Source organism: Xanthobacter luteus (genome assembly GCF_040049235.1).
Lineage (GTDB): Bacteria > Pseudomonadota > Alphaproteobacteria > Rhizobiales > Xanthobacteraceae > Xanthobacter.
Genome location: NZ_JBDZDO010000001.1, coordinates 153,704 through 168,163, shown reverse-complemented (window position 1 = coordinate 168,163; position 14,460 = coordinate 153,704). Strand labels below are relative to the sequence as shown.

The following is a 14,460-nucleotide window of genomic DNA, read 5'->3' as shown; positions in this document are numbered from 1 at the left end:
GCCGTCACGGCGGGGCGGCGCGCGCTGCCTCCTGGGGCGGATCGCCGGCCGGGTGGAACCAGGCGGCGAGGTCCGGCCGGGCCTCCCTTTGGAGCTCCAGCAGCCGGTCGAGGGCGACATCGTCGGCGAGCGCCGCGCGCATTTCGGGGCGGGTGAGCAGCCGGCGCGCGGCGGCGGCGCTGGCGCAATCGGCCACCTTGGCCCGCGCGACGAGGCGCGCGGGGCGATGGTCGCCCGGCGCGCGGCGCCCGCGCCCCGGCAGCGCCGCGCGGTGGAAGGCGCGCAGGCGCGCATCGCCGCCAAGCCGCGACACCGCATCCTGCGGGCCGTCGAGATGGGACAGGAGCGCGCGCAGCTGCGCGGCCCGCACGAGCACCGGCGGCGGCTCGAGCGCCTCGGGCGTCGTCAGCAGAAGCGGCCGCGGCGGCGTGCGGCTGGTCCAGGCCACCAGCGGCGCGGCGGCGGCGAGGCCGAGGATGATGGGCGACATCCACAGCGCGAGGGGCCAGGAGATCACGGCGGTCGCGCCGGCGAAGGCGAGGCCGAGCGCGGTGTGGGGCAGGAACTGCTTCAAGGCCGCCGCGAGCCCGACGCTGCCGTCGTCGCGCTGCTGGGCCTGCCAGCCGCCGTCGCGTCCGGCCAGGATGCCGCCGACGGCGAGGGTCTGGGAGACCATGCTCACCGGCGCGCACAGCCCGGAGACGACGATCTCCACCGCCATGCCGGCGAGCGCCCTTGCGCCGCCGCCGAAGCCGCGGCGCAAGGCGCGCGTGCGCATCATCAAGGCAAAGGCGATCAGCTTGGGCAGAAGCAGCACCGCCATGGTGCCGGCGAACACCCAGGCGGCGCGCGCCGGGTCCTGCGCCGGCCAGGTGGGGAACAGCGAGAATTGGGCCGGGAAATAGTCCGGCGGCACGAAGCGCGCCTGCAGCGCCGTCAACAGCCCGGCGAGCAGCATGGCGAGCCACAGCGGCGCCGAGACATAAGAGAAGATCCCGGTCAAAAGATGCACCCGGCTCGCCGCCGCGAGCCCGCGCGCGGGCAGCACCGCGGCGTGCTGCAGATTGCCCTGGCACCAGCGCCGGTCGCGGGTCGCCAGCGCCGAGAGCGAGGGCGGCCCCTCCTCGTAGCTGCCGGCGAGCGCGGGCAGCAGATGGACGCCCCAGCCGGCGCGCACCAGCAGCGCGGCCTCGACGAAATCGTGGCTCAGCACGTGGCCGCCGAAGGGCGGGGGTCCCTTCAAATGGGGCAGGCCGGCGGCCGCGGCGAAGGCGCGGGTGCGGATGATGGCGTTGTGGCCCCAGTAATTGCTCTGCGGGCCGTGCCACCAGGCGAGGCCGCAGGCCAGCATCGGCCCGTAGAGCCGGCCGGCGAACTGCTGCAGCCGCGCGAACACGGTGCGCCCGCCGACGATCACCGGCAGGGTCTGCAGCAGGCCGGCGCCGGGATCGCGCTCCAGCGCCGCGGCGAGGCGCACCAGGCAGGCGCCCGACATCACGCTGTCGGCGTCGAGGATCAGCATGGCCTCGTAGCCGCCGCCGAAGCGGGTCACCCAATCGGCGATGTTGCCGGCCTTGCGGTCGGTGTTCTCGGCCCGGTGGCGGTAGAACAGGCGCGCCCCGCCGGCGCGGGCCCGCGCCTCCAGGAACGCCGCCTCCTCGGCGACCCAGAGGTCGGGATCGGTGGTGTCGCTGAGGATGAAGAAGTCGAACTGCGCGCCTTGCCCGGTCTCGGCGAGGGACTCGCAGGTGGCCAGCAGCCCCGCGAACACCCGCGCCGGCGCCTCGTTATAGGTGGGCATCAGCACCGCGGTGCGGATGCCGATGCGCGGCAGCGGCCCGTCGGGGGCCGGGTCCGGCTCCGGCGCGGCCCGCAGCAGAGCGATGGCGCCGGCGAGCGCGTTGGCGAAGGCGAAGCCGATCCAGGCGAACAGCACGGTGAACAGCACCAGCACCGCCAGTTCGAGCGCCGTCAGCCCGCCCACATCGAGCACGAGGTACATTTCGTGCCCGCCGAGCGCGGTCAGCGCGAGTGTCGTGCCCATCACCAGGGCCCGCCGGGCCAGGAGGCCGGCGCCGAGCCCGCGGCTGCCCCGCGCCTGGAGCTCCGGCGCCCGGCCCAGCGCCTGGACCGGCATGGCGAGCGGCTGCTCGGGCGGCAGAGCGGGCGGCGGGGGCGACGCCACGGCGGGGGGCGCGGGCGCGCCTAGGGCGTCCATCGCCAGATCCAGGTCTCGGTGAGCGCCGCGCCGCCCTTGAACAGGCCGGCGCGCAGCTCGCACAGCTCGGCCCCCTTCGGCTCCAGCGCGAAGCTGAGCCGCGCGCCGCCGATCTCCGGATTGGGCTGGAGCACGACGCTGGAAACCTCGCCGCGGCTGGCCGAGACCCGGGCCTCGACGCCGTCCGCGGGCAGGCTGTCCATGGCGCCGTCCACGAGGTCTATGACGAACAGGCGCCGCTCCGCGGTGCCGCCGGAGCGGGTTGCCGCCACGCGGCCGATATCGGCCGGAGCGGGCCGGTCCCAGGCCCAGTGCAGGCGGTAGGTGTAATTGTATTCGCCGCCCTTGCGCAGCGCGTCCTTGGGCCGCCAGAAGGCGACGATGTTGTCGTGCACCTCCTGCGGCGTCGGGATCTCCAGCAGATGCACCGCGCCCTCGCCCCAGTCGCCGATGGGCTCCACCCACACGCTGGGGCGCTTCTCGTAGCGCGCCTCGAGGTCCTGATAGTCGAAGAACGCGCGCTGGCGCTGCATCAGCCCGAAGCCGCGCATGTTGGTGCTGGAAAAGGTGCTGATCTGCAGGCGCCGCGGGTTGGCGAGCGGGCGCCAGACCTCTTCGCCCGTGCCGTCGATCAGGGCGAGGCCCTGCGCGTCGCGCACGGCCGGACGGAAATCGTCGAATTGGCGGCGGTCGTTGGGGCTGAACAGGAACATGCTGGTCAGTGCCGCGATGCCGGCATCGGCGAGGTCGACGCGGGGATAGAGCGCCATCTCCACGGTGGTGACGGTCGCGGTGCCGGGCTGGATGGTGATGCGGTGCGCGGCGGCGGCGCTCGGGCTGTCGAGCAGCGCGTGGACGACGATGGAATTCACCTCGGCGCGGGGCTGCTCGATCCAGAACGCCTTGAAGAGCGGGAATTCCTCGCCCGCCGGGTGGCCGGTCTTGATGGCGAGCCCGCGCGCCGAGGAGCCGTAGACCTGCCCCTTGCCGACGGCGCGGAAATAGGTCGCGCCCTGGAACACGGCGATCTCGTCGAAATAGTCCGGCCGGTTGATCGGCCCGTGCAGCCGGAAGCCGGAGAAGCCGAGGTCGAGCTTCGGGTCGGGCGGGCGCAGCCCATGCTCGAAGCGGAACAGGCCGGGATCGTAGGCGATCCGGCGCGCCTGGCCGCCGGCCACCACATGGACGTCGACCCGGTCGCGGAACAGGAAGCCGCGATGCAGGAACTGCACCTCGAAGGGCAGGCCCTGAGCGCGCCAGAGCGCGCGCTCGGTGTTGAAACGGATGTTGCGATAATCGTCGTAGCTGAGCTTCTCCAGCTCCGCCGGCAGGTTTTGCGCGCCCGCTTTGTAGGGGCTTGAGGCGAGCGCGCGGGCGAGCTTGCGCACGGTGCCGGCGTCGAACGGCTCGCCGTCGTCAGCCTGGGCGCGGGCAAGGCCCGCCGGGGTGAAGGCGGATATCAGCGATGCGCCGATGAGGAACGCGCGTCGGTCGATCATCGATCCTCCTGGACGGGGCGCGCCATGCGGCGGCCTCAGGGGAAAGAAGCAAAGCCCCCGAAGGGTTCCCCGCGGCCACGCCGAAGGCGGAAAAACGGCCTCGCCGAAGCCGCCGCCCGGCCGTCCGTTGGCCGGGAGGCCCACGCCTCAGAGGAACGGGTTGCCGCCGGTCACGGCGATGGTGGCGCCGGAGACGTAGCTCGACAGCGGGTCGGCCAGCATCACATAAGCGGTGGCGAGCTCCGCCGGCTGGCCGGGCCGGCCCATGGGCACCTCCTTGCCGAACGCCTTCACCGCCTCCTCCGGCAGACGGCGGGTCTCCTGCGCGTCCTCGTCCTCGTCGAGATAGGCGATGCACACGTCCGCGCCCTCCGCGTTCAGGCGGCGGCCCGGGGCCATCGCCCGAGGATCGCGTCGACGCTGGCCACCTCCACCTGGATCGGCAGCCGCGCCTCCAGCGGCGTCAGCACCGCGTCGTGACCGGTGTCGGAGGACGAGCACACCGCGCGTCGCGCGCGACGATGGCGCGCAAGCCGTGGTCGACCGCGGCGAACACGCGCGCGAGCACGCGCACGTCGGCCTCGGTGCCCGAGAACACCAGCGTGTCGGCGTGCAGCGCGGCCAGCGTCGACAGCAGATGCGGGGCGCCGAACGCCGAATAGCAGCCTATGTCCACGATCACCGTCGGCGGCGCGAAGCCGGACAGATCAGGCACCAGATCGAGCTGGCGCGGATCGATGGCCTCGCCCGTCACCGCGTGCCATTTGCGGTAGAAGGCGCGCCACCGGCCGGGCGCCGCCGCGGCATCGCGCGGCGGGATGAAGCGGGTGAAGATGGTGCGGCCGGGGGCGCGGCCGGCGAGCGCGGCGACCGCCGGCAGGATGCGCGGCGCCCAGGGGGCGGGCCAGGGGCCGCCGGGCGCCAACAGACGCTGCATGTCCAGGCAGACATGGACGGTGCCCGGGCCGAGCGGCCCGGGCCTTAGGCCGGCTCCCATGGCTATTCCTCGGGCAGCGGGCCGTCTGCGTCGGGGCGGCCGGTGGGCTGGTCGCCGCCGCGCTTGCCGATGCCCACCATCGCCGCCTCCCGGGTGGGGTCGGGTCCGCAGACGGGCGTTCCGTCCGCGGACACGGCCTACCAGCCCGGCGCGACGCCGAGGCGGACCGCCTCCGCATCGCCGAACAGCTTGGGCTTCAGCCACATAGCGGGGCTCCTTGCGCGCTGCCGATCACGCCGCCTTGCGGTTCACGTCGGCGCCGGCGAGGCGGGTGAGGAGCGCGTCGGTCTCCTTCTCCTCCTTCAGCGTCGCCTCGAGCAGCGGCACGGCGTCGGTCAGGCCGAGCTGGGCGGCCCAGGTCTTGAGCGTGCCGTAGCGGGCGATCTCGTAATGCTCCACCGCCTGGGCGCCGGCCAGCAGGCCCGGATCCAGCGCGTCGGTGCCGGCGAAATCCTCCATGATCTCCTTGCCCTCGTCGATGATGCCGACGATGGCCGGGCAGTGCTTGCCGCGCGGCGCCTTGCCGAGCATCTCGAACACCTGCTCGAGCCGCTCGATCTGGCCCTCGGTCTGCTCCTGGTGGGTGCGGAACGCCATCTTCAGCTGTTCCGACTGGGCGCTCTTGGCCATCTTCGGCAGCGCGCGCAGGATTTGCTTCTCGGCATAGTAGATATCCTTCAGCGTCTCCGTGAAGAGATCGTGGAGCGTCTTTTCCTGTGCCATGGGCTGATCCTTTCGATCGGGGCGGGACGACTGCCAGCACAACTTGGCAGCCTGCGGTCGGTTCCCGCGGGTCGGCGATCTCCGGCCGCTTCTCTTGCGTGCCTAGCTTCGGCTCCGGGCGGATCTATTTGCCGGTGGTGGAACACGGCCGCCGCCCCGGCATTTTCCGAGCAAGCCCCGCGGCGCCGGCCATCCGGCGGGACGCCGGCGGGGCGGAGGAGGCAGCCAATGGCAGATGCCGAAAGGAGCCGCCACGCCATCGATGCGGGGCGCACGGGAGAGAAGGTGCGGGGACCCGATTTCGCCGCCGCGCCGTTGGGCGCCGACGACGAGGCGAGCGGGCGCAGGCCCCAGGCCGACTGGTCGCCGCCCCAGCGGGGCGAGCGCATTGCCGACGGCGATCCGAGCGTGGGCGCGCTCTATGCGCCGCGCAGCGAGGAGGACAACCGCGCGCCCGCGAGCGCGCCGCCGAGCTGGCGCACCTGGGCCTTCCTTGCGCTCGGCCTGGTGCTGCTCGGCCTCGCGGCGGCCGGTCTGTCGAGCTGATGCTCAGCCGCGCCGATCGCTTTCGCCGACGAAGGTGGCGACGTCGCTGAAGGTGGGCACCCCCGCGGCCTCGAGATTGGTCGCGGCGATGAGGAAGCGCACCGGAAAGCGCACCCCTTCCGCCAGCGCGGGGCTGAGGTTGCGCGCTTTGGTGTCGCGCGCCGCCGCGTCGTCGGCCTCCCGCAGCGCGGCCTCGATCTCCTGCTGGGTGAGCAGGCCCTTGCGGCGCAGCGCCTCGAGCACGCGGGAGACGGCGAGGAGCAGGCCCTCGATCTGAAGATTGGCGGTGTTCATACGGCTCTCCCGGCTCTGGTTGCGGGCGGCGGAGCTGGCGCTTGCGCCCCCAAGAGCGGAACGCGCCAGCCCGGCGCCGGTTTCGCGACCATAGCGGGTGGGGGCGCCGGCGCGCGACAGCGGATCCGCGTTCCCGCTACCGGGCGCCGACCGCCATCTCCTTGATCCGGCGCACCAGCAGCGTGGTGTAGGCGGCGCGGCTGCGCTCGTCCGAAAGGCCGTGGTCGGCGCCGGCGATCACCCGGTAGGTCAGCGAGCAGGCGCGGCGGAAGGCGCCCACATAATTGGCGATGGTCGGGTGGGGGATGTAGTCGTCGCTCTCGGATTCGATCCCCAGCGCGTCGCCGCGGAAATCGACGCAGGCGCCGAGCGCGCGGTTCTCGCGCGGCGCCATCTCCTGCGAGCGGAACAGGTTGAGGTCGATCCGGTCGATCTTGCCCTTGGGCTTGTCCCAGTGCTGGTCGCGGTAGATGGCGGGCACGCGCAGCGACATCCAGCGCACCGGCCGCGCCTCGGACAACAGCGGCGCGAGATGGGCGCCGTAGCTCGAGCCGATGACGGCAATGGCGCGCTTGTCCACCATCGGCTGGGAGACCAGGAGGTCATAGGCGGCGAGCACGTCCTCGAAATTCTGCCGCGGCGTGATCTGGTCGCGCATCTCCCGGGTGGCGGCGTGGCCGCGCAGATCGAAGGTGAGGCACAGGCACCCGAGGCCGGCGATCTCGGCGGCGCGCTTCAGGTCGCTTTCCGAGGCGGTGCGGTGCCCGCCCGCCAGCAGCGCCGGGTCGCGATGGTGGCGCACGCGGGTCATCGCCGCGCGCGGCGCCTCGGGGGCGCGCAGCGGCTGGCCGTCGCGGAGCGGAGTAGGCCGAAAATCGGCGCCGGTCATGCAGGTGTTCTCCAGTTTTCTCCCGGTCAACGCGAAGGATTAAGGCGGCGTTCCGATAAATTTTGCAGTGCATGAAACTATGGGGTGGTTAGAATCGTTTGTACTGCGGAAGTTTTCCTTACCTTTCAGCGCCCCTTACCCGACGGCATGCCGGCCGGCGGAGGAGACCGACATGCGTATTGCACAGATCGCCCCCCTCATCGAAAGCGTGCCGCCGCGCCGTTACGGCGGAACCGAGCGCATCGTCTCCTACTTGACCGAGGAACTGGTGCGCGCCGGCCACGACGTGACGCTGTTCGCGAGCGGGGATTCCCTCACCGCCGCGGACCTCGCGCCCATGTGCGAGATGGGGCTGCGCCTCTCGCCCGTCGCTGTCGACCCGGTGCTCCACCATCTGATCATGCTGGAGGAGGTGCGACGCCGCGCCGACGAGTTCGACGTCATCCACCTCCACGTCGACCTGCTGCAGTTCTCCGTGCTGCGCGAGCATCGCGGGCGCTGCCTGACGACGCTGCACGGTCGCCTCGATCTGCCGGCGGCGCATCGGCTCTATGCGACCTACGACGATTTCCCGCTGGTCTCGATCTCCGACCACCAGCGCCTGCCCATGCCGCCCGTGAACTGGGCCGGCACCGTGCTGCACGGCCTGCCGGCGGACCTTCTGCCGTTCAGCCCGCATCCCGCGGGCTATCTTGCCTTCCTCGGCCGCATCTCGCCCGAGAAGCGCCCCGACCGAGCCATCGCCATGGCCGCCAAAGCCGGACGGCGCCTGAAGATCGCCGCCAAGGTCGATGCCGCCGACGAGCCGTATTGGCAGGGCGTGATCAAGCCCCTGGTGGAGGCGAGCCCGAACGTCGAGTTCATCGGCGAGATCGACGAGCGGCAGAAGGCCGCCTTTCTCGGCGGCGCGGACGCGCTGCTGTTCCCGATCGACTGGCCCGAGCCGTTCGGCCTCGTCATGATCGAGGCCATGTCGTGCGGCACGCCGGTGATCGCCTTTCCCTGCGGCTCGGTTCCCGAGGTGCTGCAGGACGGGGTGACGGGCTATCTCGTCACCTCGGTCGAGGAGGGCGCGGCGCGGGTCGCCGACATCGCCCGCCTTGACCGCGCCAGGATCCGGCGCATCTTTGAGCGGCGCTTCTCGGCCGAGCGCATGGCGCGCGACTATGTCGCCCTCTACGAGCGGATTGCGGCGTCGGATGCGGCGCGCGTGCCCAGGCGCCGTCAGAGGGCCCTGATCGGGAGCAGCAATGTCGCACTCTGACGCCGCCGTTTCGATTCCGCCGGCCGCGCCGGAGGAACCGGCCTATGTCATTGCGGCATCCGCATCGCAGATCGAGCTCGCGCCGCGCACGTTGAAGCACGACGACACCTTCGCCGTGTTCGACGCCCATGGCGACGCGGTGCCCGGCCTTGCCAGCAACCACGGTGTGTTCCACCGCGACACGCGGCACCTGTCCTTGTTCTTCCTGACCATCGACGGTGTGCGGCCGCTGCTGCTCAGTTCCACGGTGCGGGACGACAATGCGACGCTCGCCTGCGACCTCACCAATCCCGACCTTCCCGGCGGCGGCGGGGAGGGCCTGCTCCACGATCTGATCCACATCCGGCGCTCGCGCTTCCTCTACCGTGCCGCCTGCCACGAATGCCTGGCGGTGCGCAATTTCGACGTGGCGGCGCGCAGCATCGTCATCGGGCTCGAATTCGCGGCCGATTTTGCCGATCTGTTCGAGGTGCGCGGCGCCAAGCGGGTGCGGCACGGAACGCTGGCCGCGCCGCAGGTGGAAGGGGGCCGGGTGCGCCTGGCCTATACCGGCCTCGACGGTCTGGTGCGCGAGACCCGGCTCGCGTTCGAGCCTGCGCCCGCGGAGCTCTCCTGCGAGCGCGCGCTCTACCGCATCCGCCTCGCGCCGGGCGAGACCTTCGCGGTTTATGTGGAGATCAGCTGCGCGCCTGGCGCGCGCAGCGCCAGCGCGCGGCACGGCTTCCGCGCCGCGCTCCGGAACCAGCGCCGCGAGCTGCGCGAGCGGCTGTCGCAGCGCGTCGCCGTCACCTCCTCGAACCACCACTTCAACGAGGGGCTGCGGCGCGCCTCCAGCGACCTCAACATGCTGATCACCGAGACGCCGGAAGGGGCCTATCCCTATGCCGGCGTGCCCTGGTTCAGCACCGTGTTCGGCCGCGACGCGCTGGTCACCGGCTTCGAGACGCTGTGGCTCGATGCCTCCATCGCCCGCGGCGTGCTGCTGCACCTTGCCGCCAACCAGGCCACCGGCTTCGACGCCGAGGCCGATGCCGAGCCGGGAAAGATCCTCCACGAGGTGCGCTTCGGCGAGATGGCGGAGGTGGGGGAGGTGCCCTTCCGGCGCTATTATGGCAGCGTCGATTCCACGCCTTTGTTCGTGATGCTGGCCGGCGCCTATTTCGAGCGCACCGGCGACCTCTCCACGACGCGGATCCTATGGCCGGCGGTGAGCGCGGCGCTTGACTGGATCGCCGATCATGGCGACCGGGACGGCGACGGGTTTCTGGAATACGGGCGGCGGCGCGCCGACGGGCTCGTCAACCAGGGCTGGAAGGACAGCCACGACAGCATCTTCCACGCCGACGGGCGCCTGGCGCGCGGGCCGATCGCGCTGGTGGAGGTCCAGGGCTACGCCTATGCCGCCTGGCGCGCCGGGGCGCTGCTCGCTCGCGTGCTTGGCGAGGGCCAGCTCACCGCCGCCTGGCATGCCCGCGCCGAGCGGCTGCGGGCGGCGTTCGATGCCGCGTTCTTCGACGAGGCGCTCGGCACCTATGTCCTCGCCCTCGACGGCGAGAAACGCCCGTGCCGGGTGCGCGCCTCCAATGCCGGGCATGCGCTGTTCTCCGGCATCGCCATGCCGCACCGGGCGCCGCGCGTCGCCGCGGCGCTGATGGCGCGCAACTCCTTCTCCGGCTGGGGCGTGCGCACCCTGTCCGCCGGCGAGGTGCGCTTCAATCCCATGAGCTATCACAACGGCTCGGTCTGGCCCCACGACAATGCGGTGATCGCGCTGGGGCTTGCGCAATACGGCTTCCGCGCCGAGGCGGCGCGCTTGTTCGAAGGCCTGTTCCGGGCCTCGGTCTATTTTGACCTGCGGCGCATTCCGGAGCTGTTCTGCGGCTTCGCGCGCCAGCGCAGCCAGGGCCCGGTGGCCTATCCCGTCGCCTGCACGCCGCAGGCCTGGGCCGCCGCCGCGCCGCTCGCCATGCTGCAGGCGGCGCTCGGGCTCGGCTTCGACATCGCGGAGCGCAAGGTGGTGTTCGACCGCCCGACGCTGCCGGACTTCATCGACACGTTGGAACTGCGCGGCCTGACCCTCGGCGACGGTGCGCTCGACGTGCGCCTGGAGCGGATCGGCGCCAATGCCGCGCTCTCGGTGCTCTCCCGCCGCGGCGACCTGGGGCTCAAGATGGAGGCGTGAGGCGCGAAGCCCGGCTTTGGCCGTGTGAGGCCAGATGGACGAACAGGTCGTGCGCGGGCGGTGTCAATTCCTCCGGCAGGCCGGTGCAGATGGCGAGCTGGCGGGTCGCCCAGGGGTCGCAGAGCGGGATGGCGGCGATCTTCGCTGATCGGCCGCAGCGGCGCGCCGCCGTCCGCGGCACGATGCCGATGCCGACGCCCGCGCCCGCAAGCCGGCAGATGCCCTCGAACGTGCGCACGCGCACCCGCATCTTGAGCCGGACGCCCGCTTGCGCCGCCTGGGCGTCGATGTGCTCCTGGAGCGCGCCGCGCGCGAGCCCCACGAAATGCCGGTCGACGATCTGCGAAAAGCCGACGCTCCTGCGCCCGGCCAAAGCGTCGTCGCGCGCGGTCACCACCACAAGGCGGTCGGTGGCGAACGGGCGCAGGGTGAGGCCGGCGGTGTCCACCGCCGCGGACAGGATGCCGATCTCCGCCAGCCCGCCGCGCACCGCCCGCGCGACCTCGAAGCTCTGGCGTTCCTTCAGTTCCACGTCCACCTGCGGATGGGCCGCCATCCAGGCGCCGAGCCGCTCGGGCAGGAATTCGGTGAGCGCGGCGGTGTTGGCGGCGAGCCGGATGCTCGTCCGCAGGCCGGCGGCGTGCGCGCCGAGTTCGCCGCGCATCTGCGCGATCTGGCGGGCGATGAGGCGGGCGTGATGGGCCAGCGCCTCGCCGGCCGGGGTCGGCCAGACGCCGCGGCGGCCGCGCTCCAGCAGCTTGACCGCGCCTGCGGCCTCCATGTCCCGCAGGCGCTCGCTGGCGGCCGGCAGCGACAACCCGGCCTCCGCCGCCCCGTGGGTGATGGAGCCGGCATCCACCACCGCGAGGAACAGCCGAAGATCGGTCAGATCGAAGCGCATGGGCGAAGGATATCCGAGCCTAAGCCTTCGGGCCAGCCGAAGCCTGCCGGCGGATCATCCGCATTGTGCCGGCGTCCCGGCGCGCTACGCCAAGAAGATGACGGATGCTTTCGTGCCGCTCGCCATCGCCGCAACCTTCTTCGCCGCCGGCCTGGTCAAAGGGGTCACCGGCATGGGGCTGCCCACGCTCGCCATGGGCGTGCTCGGGGCGCTGATCTCCCCGCTCGCCGCGGCCGGCCTGCTGCTGGTGCCGTCTTTTGTGACCAATGTCTGGCAGCTGCTCGCCGGCCCGAGCGTGGCGGCGCTGGCGCGCCGGCTCTGGCCGATGATGCTGGCGCTGGTCATCGCGACCCTCGCCGGCTCCGCGCTGCTTGCCAGCGGCGACACCGGCCCCACCACGGCCGCGCTGGGGGCGGCGCTGGTCGTCTATGCGGGCTATACCCTGTTCGCACGCCAGCTCGCCGTGCCGGCGCGGCTCGAGCCCTGGCTGTCGCCCCTCGTCGGCGCGGCGACCGGCCTCGTCGCCGGGGCCACCGGCGTGTTCGTCATCCCGGCGGTGCCCTATCTCCAGGCGCTGCGGCTCGAGCGGGACGATCTGATCCAGGCGCTCGGCCTGTCCTTCACGGTCTCGACACTCGCGCTCTCGGCCGGGCTCGCGTGGCGCGGCGCCCTGGCCATGGACGGCCTCGCCGTGTCGGTGATCGCCGTCGCGCCCGCGCTCGCCGGCATGTGGGCCGGGCAGTGGATGCGCCACCGGATCAGCCCGGCGGCCTTCCGGCGCTGCTTCCTGGTGTGCCTGCTGCTGCTCGGCGCCGAGATGCTCGCCCGGCCGTTCCTGTGAGCGGGGCGGAGCGCGGCCGCAGGCCGGACCGTCAGCCGTAGGCGAACGCGCCTTCCGGGGGCTCGGCCGTCGCCGCGACGGTGCGATGGCGGCCGCCGGGGCGGCTGCGGTCAAGCGCGGTTCCCTAAGCCGTGATTTGCGAGGGAAGCGGCGCCGTCCCGCCGGCAATGCCCCACCGCGGATCGCTGCGGGATCGCTGTTTCCGGGCCGCCGCTCGTGGCAGCGGCCCGAATTGGGATCAGCCCTGGGGATCCAAAGGATGCCCGCGCCGCCGCGCTGGGGCGGCGCGCTGCGGCAGGTTCATCGCATCAGTTGTGGGAGGAACAACACGATCTGCGGGACCGCGGCCATCAGGGCGACCACCACGGCCGCGGCGAGGGCGAAGGGAATGATTTCCCGCGAAATGCGCTCGATCGGCACCTGCGCGATCCCGGTGATGGCGAACAGGTTGGTGCCCACCGGCGGCGTGAACAGGCCGAGCATGAGCGCGCAGATCGACACCAGCGCCATGTGAAGCTGGTCGATTCCCGCGGCGGACGCCGTCGCGGCGAGGATCGGTGCCAGAATGATGACGAGCGAGGTCGCCTCCACGAGACAGCCGAGTCCGATCAGCATGGCGGTCAGCACGAGCATCAGCAGAACCGTGTTGCCGCCGGAAAAGTCCGTCAGCACGGTGCCGACCAGCCCGGGGGCGTCGAACAGCGCGAGAAAGAAGGAGAACGGTCCGGCGGCGGCGATGATGAAGCCGAAGGTCCCGGTGGCCGTGGCCGTGCTCATGGCCGCGCCGCCGAGATCGCGCAGGCCGAGCCGGCCGCTCACAAAGCCGAAGAGCGCCACATAAGTGGCGGCCAGAACTGACGCTTCCGTCACCGTCACCACGCCGCCCAGGACCCCGCCCAGCACGATGGCGGGCGCCACCAGCGCGGGAATGGCGGCGAGCAGCGTGCGCAGGAAGCCGACGTCCTCTTCCCCGTCCAGGCGCTGGTCGACGGTGGGAAACGCGCGGGTGCGCCAGATGACGATGACGAGGAAGGAAAGGCCGATCAGGATCCCGGGCACGATGCCGCCGATGAACAGCGCCGACACCGACACGGTGGGCGCGATGCTGGCATAGATGACCATGGGAATGGAGGGCGGGATGATCGGGCCGAGGCTTCCGCCCGCCGCGATCATGGCGGCAGAGAATTCCTTCGGGTAGCCATGGCGCGTCAGCATCGGGATCATCAGCATGCCGATCGCCACCGTCTCGGCGAGGCCCGAGCCCGTCATGCCGCCGAAGAACATGCACGCCACCACGGTGGCCGCACCCATGCCGCCGCGCCAGCGGCCGACGATCATCCGGGCGAGTTCGCCCAGGGATCGGGTGAGGCCGACCATGTTCATCAGCTCGCCCATCAGGATGAAGCCGGGAATGGCGAGCAGCGGGAACAGCTTGACCTGGGAGACCGCCTTCTCGGCGATGAGGTGCAGAGGCACCATGCCGCCGAAGAGCAGGATGACGGTGGTCGCAAACAGCATCGCCAGCGCGATGTCGAGCGACAGGATCAGCGCGCCGAGGAAGGCGACCGCGAGCCAGACCAGATCGCTCATTTGGGGGCTTCCTCCGCGCTCCATTCGGCGGCGTCGGGCTGCGGCCAGATCAGGTTACGCGCCATGGCCCAGATCGCCAATGCGAGACCGACCGGCAGCGCGGCCCATTCCAGCACGACGGGAAGATCAATGCTGGCGAAGCGCTGGCCGCGGAACACCCAGACCATCTTCACCGCCACGCAGAAGAAGGTGATGAGCAGGCCAATGCCGACCAGCGTCGCCAGGCGCTCGACGACCCGCCGCAGCCCGGCCGGCAGGACCGCGATGCCCAGCGTGAATCGGATACGGGCGTTCTCGGCAAAGGCGACGCCAGCGCCGATGAAGACGATCCACAGAAAGAGCGCCAGCGAGATTTCGTTCGCCCAGACCAGGGGACTTCCGAGGACCTCGCGAAGGCCAATGCCGGCCAGCAGCACACCGATCATGGCCAGGACCAGGACCCCGCCCAGCACGCGGTATCCGCGGCGAACGCGTTCGAATGTTGTTGTCATGACTGTCCCGTAAGGTGGAGCCGCA

14 protein-coding genes and 1 pseudogene are annotated in these 14,460 nt (G+C 71.7%); 4 read left to right on the top strand and 11 right to left on the bottom strand.

The features are described 5' to 3' along the window. Positions 1 to 4: 4 nt before the first annotated feature. From mdoH to ABLE88_RS00875, 6 genes and pseudogenes are all read right to left on the bottom strand, one after another. Positions 5 to 2,218 (bottom strand): glucans biosynthesis glucosyltransferase MdoH, encoded by a 2,214-nt coding sequence (gene mdoH, locus ABLE88_RS00900; protein ID WP_348829469.1) that lies wholly within the window; start codon positions 2,216 to 2,218, stop codon positions 5 to 7. Next, a complete protein-coding gene (locus ABLE88_RS00895; protein WP_348829468.1) occupies positions 2,206 to 3,717 on the bottom strand; it encodes an OpgD/OpgG family glucan biosynthesis protein in 1,512 nt (503 codons plus the stop codon). Before ABLE88_RS00895 ends, mdoH begins: the two co-directional genes overlap by 13 nt. Positions 3,718 to 3,864: 147 nt before the next feature. Continuing rightward, positions 3,865 to 4,026: pseudogene (locus tag ABLE88_RS00890) on the bottom strand (SDR family oxidoreductase); the annotation flags it as partial. Between the two features lie 154 nt (positions 4,027 to 4,180). After that, positions 4,181 to 4,714, bottom strand: a complete 534-nt coding sequence (locus tag ABLE88_RS00885; RefSeq protein WP_348829467.1) for an isochorismatase family protein — start codon at positions 4,712 to 4,714, stop codon at positions 4,181 to 4,183. A gap of 2 nt (positions 4,715 to 4,716) precedes the next feature. Further along, the gene (locus tag ABLE88_RS00880; protein ID WP_348829466.1) at positions 4,717 to 4,848 is read right to left on the bottom strand and encodes a hypothetical protein; all 132 of its coding nucleotides are present in this window, start codon (positions 4,846 to 4,848) and stop codon (positions 4,717 to 4,719) included. A gap of 97 nt (positions 4,849 to 4,945) precedes the next feature. Next, positions 4,946 to 5,437 (bottom strand): YciE/YciF ferroxidase family protein, encoded by a 492-nt coding sequence (locus ABLE88_RS00875; protein ID WP_348829464.1) that lies wholly within the window; start codon positions 5,435 to 5,437, stop codon positions 4,946 to 4,948. Between the two features lie 228 nt (positions 5,438 to 5,665). Between ABLE88_RS00875 and ABLE88_RS00870 the strand changes: the two genes are divergently transcribed. Beyond that, on the top strand, positions 5,666 to 5,983 hold the full coding sequence (locus tag ABLE88_RS00870) for a hypothetical protein (protein WP_348829463.1): 318 nt from the start codon (positions 5,666 to 5,668) through the stop codon (positions 5,981 to 5,983). Positions 5,984 to 5,986: 3 nt separating this feature from the next. On the opposite strand, the gene ABLE88_RS00865 is transcribed toward ABLE88_RS00870, so the two are convergent. Both ABLE88_RS00865 and ABLE88_RS00860 read right to left on the bottom strand, forming a co-directional pair. After that, entirely contained in the window at positions 5,987 to 6,277 is a 291-nt protein-coding gene (locus tag ABLE88_RS00865) for a hypothetical protein (RefSeq protein WP_348829461.1), read from the bottom strand. A gap of 136 nt (positions 6,278 to 6,413) precedes the next feature. Next, positions 6,414 to 7,166 carry an alpha/beta hydrolase family protein gene (locus ABLE88_RS00860; protein WP_348829460.1) on the bottom strand — a complete coding sequence of 251 codons (753 nt, stop codon included), beginning with the start codon at positions 7,164 to 7,166 and terminating at the stop codon, positions 6,414 to 6,416. Positions 7,167 to 7,338: 172 nt separating this feature from the next. Between ABLE88_RS00860 and ABLE88_RS00855 the strand changes: the two genes are divergently transcribed. Together ABLE88_RS00855 and ABLE88_RS00850 are read left to right on the top strand one after the other, a co-directional pair. Continuing rightward, positions 7,339 to 8,430 carry a glycosyltransferase family 4 protein gene (locus ABLE88_RS00855; protein ID WP_348829459.1) on the top strand — a complete coding sequence of 364 codons (1,092 nt, stop codon included), beginning with the start codon at positions 7,339 to 7,341 and terminating at the stop codon, positions 8,428 to 8,430. Next, on the top strand, positions 8,417 to 10,612 hold the full coding sequence (locus ABLE88_RS00850; protein ID WP_348829458.1) for an amylo-alpha-1,6-glucosidase: 2,196 nt from the start codon (positions 8,417 to 8,419) through the stop codon (positions 10,610 to 10,612). Before ABLE88_RS00855 ends, ABLE88_RS00850 begins: the two co-directional genes overlap by 14 nt. Here ABLE88_RS00850 and ABLE88_RS00845 read toward each other — a convergent pair. Further along, complete coding sequence (locus ABLE88_RS00845; RefSeq protein WP_348829457.1) at positions 10,596 to 11,513, bottom strand: LysR family transcriptional regulator; 918 nt, start codon at positions 11,511 to 11,513, stop codon at positions 10,596 to 10,598. The two genes, ABLE88_RS00850 and ABLE88_RS00845, sit on opposite strands and share 17 nt — an antisense overlap. A 97-nt stretch (positions 11,514 to 11,610) precedes the next feature. On the opposite strand from ABLE88_RS00845, the gene ABLE88_RS00840 reads away from it, so the two are divergent. Then, positions 11,611 to 12,354 carry a sulfite exporter TauE/SafE family protein gene (locus ABLE88_RS00840; protein ID WP_348829456.1) on the top strand — a complete coding sequence of 248 codons (744 nt, stop codon included), beginning with the start codon at positions 11,611 to 11,613 and terminating at the stop codon, positions 12,352 to 12,354. Between the two features lie 300 nt (positions 12,355 to 12,654). Here ABLE88_RS00840 and ABLE88_RS00835 read toward each other — a convergent pair whose 3' ends face one another. Further along, positions 12,655 to 13,944: a TRAP transporter large permease gene (locus tag ABLE88_RS00835; protein WP_348829455.1), complete on the bottom strand. Its 1,290-nt coding sequence runs from the start codon at positions 13,942 to 13,944 to the stop codon at positions 12,655 to 12,657. Then, positions 13,941 to 14,435 (bottom strand): TRAP transporter small permease, encoded by a 495-nt coding sequence (locus ABLE88_RS00830; RefSeq protein ID WP_348829454.1) that lies wholly within the window; start codon positions 14,433 to 14,435, stop codon positions 13,941 to 13,943. The genes ABLE88_RS00835 and ABLE88_RS00830 overlap by 4 nt, the downstream gene beginning before the upstream one ends. Positions 14,436 to 14,460: the final 25 nt, after the last annotated feature.

Coding starts and splice junctions, on each gene's coding strand:
- mdoH (WP_348829469.1), bottom strand. CDS start 2,218: ATGGACGCCCTAGGCGCGCCCGCGCCCCCCGCCGTGGCGTCGCCCCCG.
- ABLE88_RS00895 (WP_348829468.1), bottom strand. CDS start 3,717: ATGATCGACCGACGCGCGTTCCTCATCGGCGCATCGCTGATATCCGCC.
- ABLE88_RS00885 (WP_348829467.1), bottom strand. CDS start 4,714: ATGGGAGCCGGCCTAAGGCCCGGGCCGCTCGGCCCGGGCACCGTCCAT.
- ABLE88_RS00875 (WP_348829464.1), bottom strand. CDS start 5,437: ATGGCACAGGAAAAGACGCTCCACGATCTCTTCACGGAGACGCTGAAG.
- ABLE88_RS00870 (WP_348829463.1), top strand. CDS start 5,666: ATGGCAGATGCCGAAAGGAGCCGCCACGCCATCGATGCGGGGCGCACG.
- ABLE88_RS00865 (WP_348829461.1), bottom strand. CDS start 6,277: ATGAACACCGCCAATCTTCAGATCGAGGGCCTGCTCCTCGCCGTCTCC.
- ABLE88_RS00860 (WP_348829460.1), bottom strand. CDS start 7,166: ATGACCGGCGCCGATTTTCGGCCTACTCCGCTCCGCGACGGCCAGCCG.
- ABLE88_RS00855 (WP_348829459.1), top strand. CDS start 7,339: ATGCGTATTGCACAGATCGCCCCCCTCATCGAAAGCGTGCCGCCGCGC.
- ABLE88_RS00850 (WP_348829458.1), top strand. CDS start 8,417: ATGTCGCACTCTGACGCCGCCGTTTCGATTCCGCCGGCCGCGCCGGAG.
- ABLE88_RS00845 (WP_348829457.1), bottom strand. CDS start 11,513: ATGCGCTTCGATCTGACCGATCTTCGGCTGTTCCTCGCGGTGGTGGAT.
- ABLE88_RS00840 (WP_348829456.1), top strand. CDS start 11,611: ATGACGGATGCTTTCGTGCCGCTCGCCATCGCCGCAACCTTCTTCGCC.
- ABLE88_RS00835 (WP_348829455.1), bottom strand. CDS start 13,944: ATGAGCGATCTGGTCTGGCTCGCGGTCGCCTTCCTCGGCGCGCTGATC.
- ABLE88_RS00830 (WP_348829454.1), bottom strand. CDS start 14,435: ATGACAACAACATTCGAACGCGTTCGCCGCGGATACCGCGTGCTGGGC.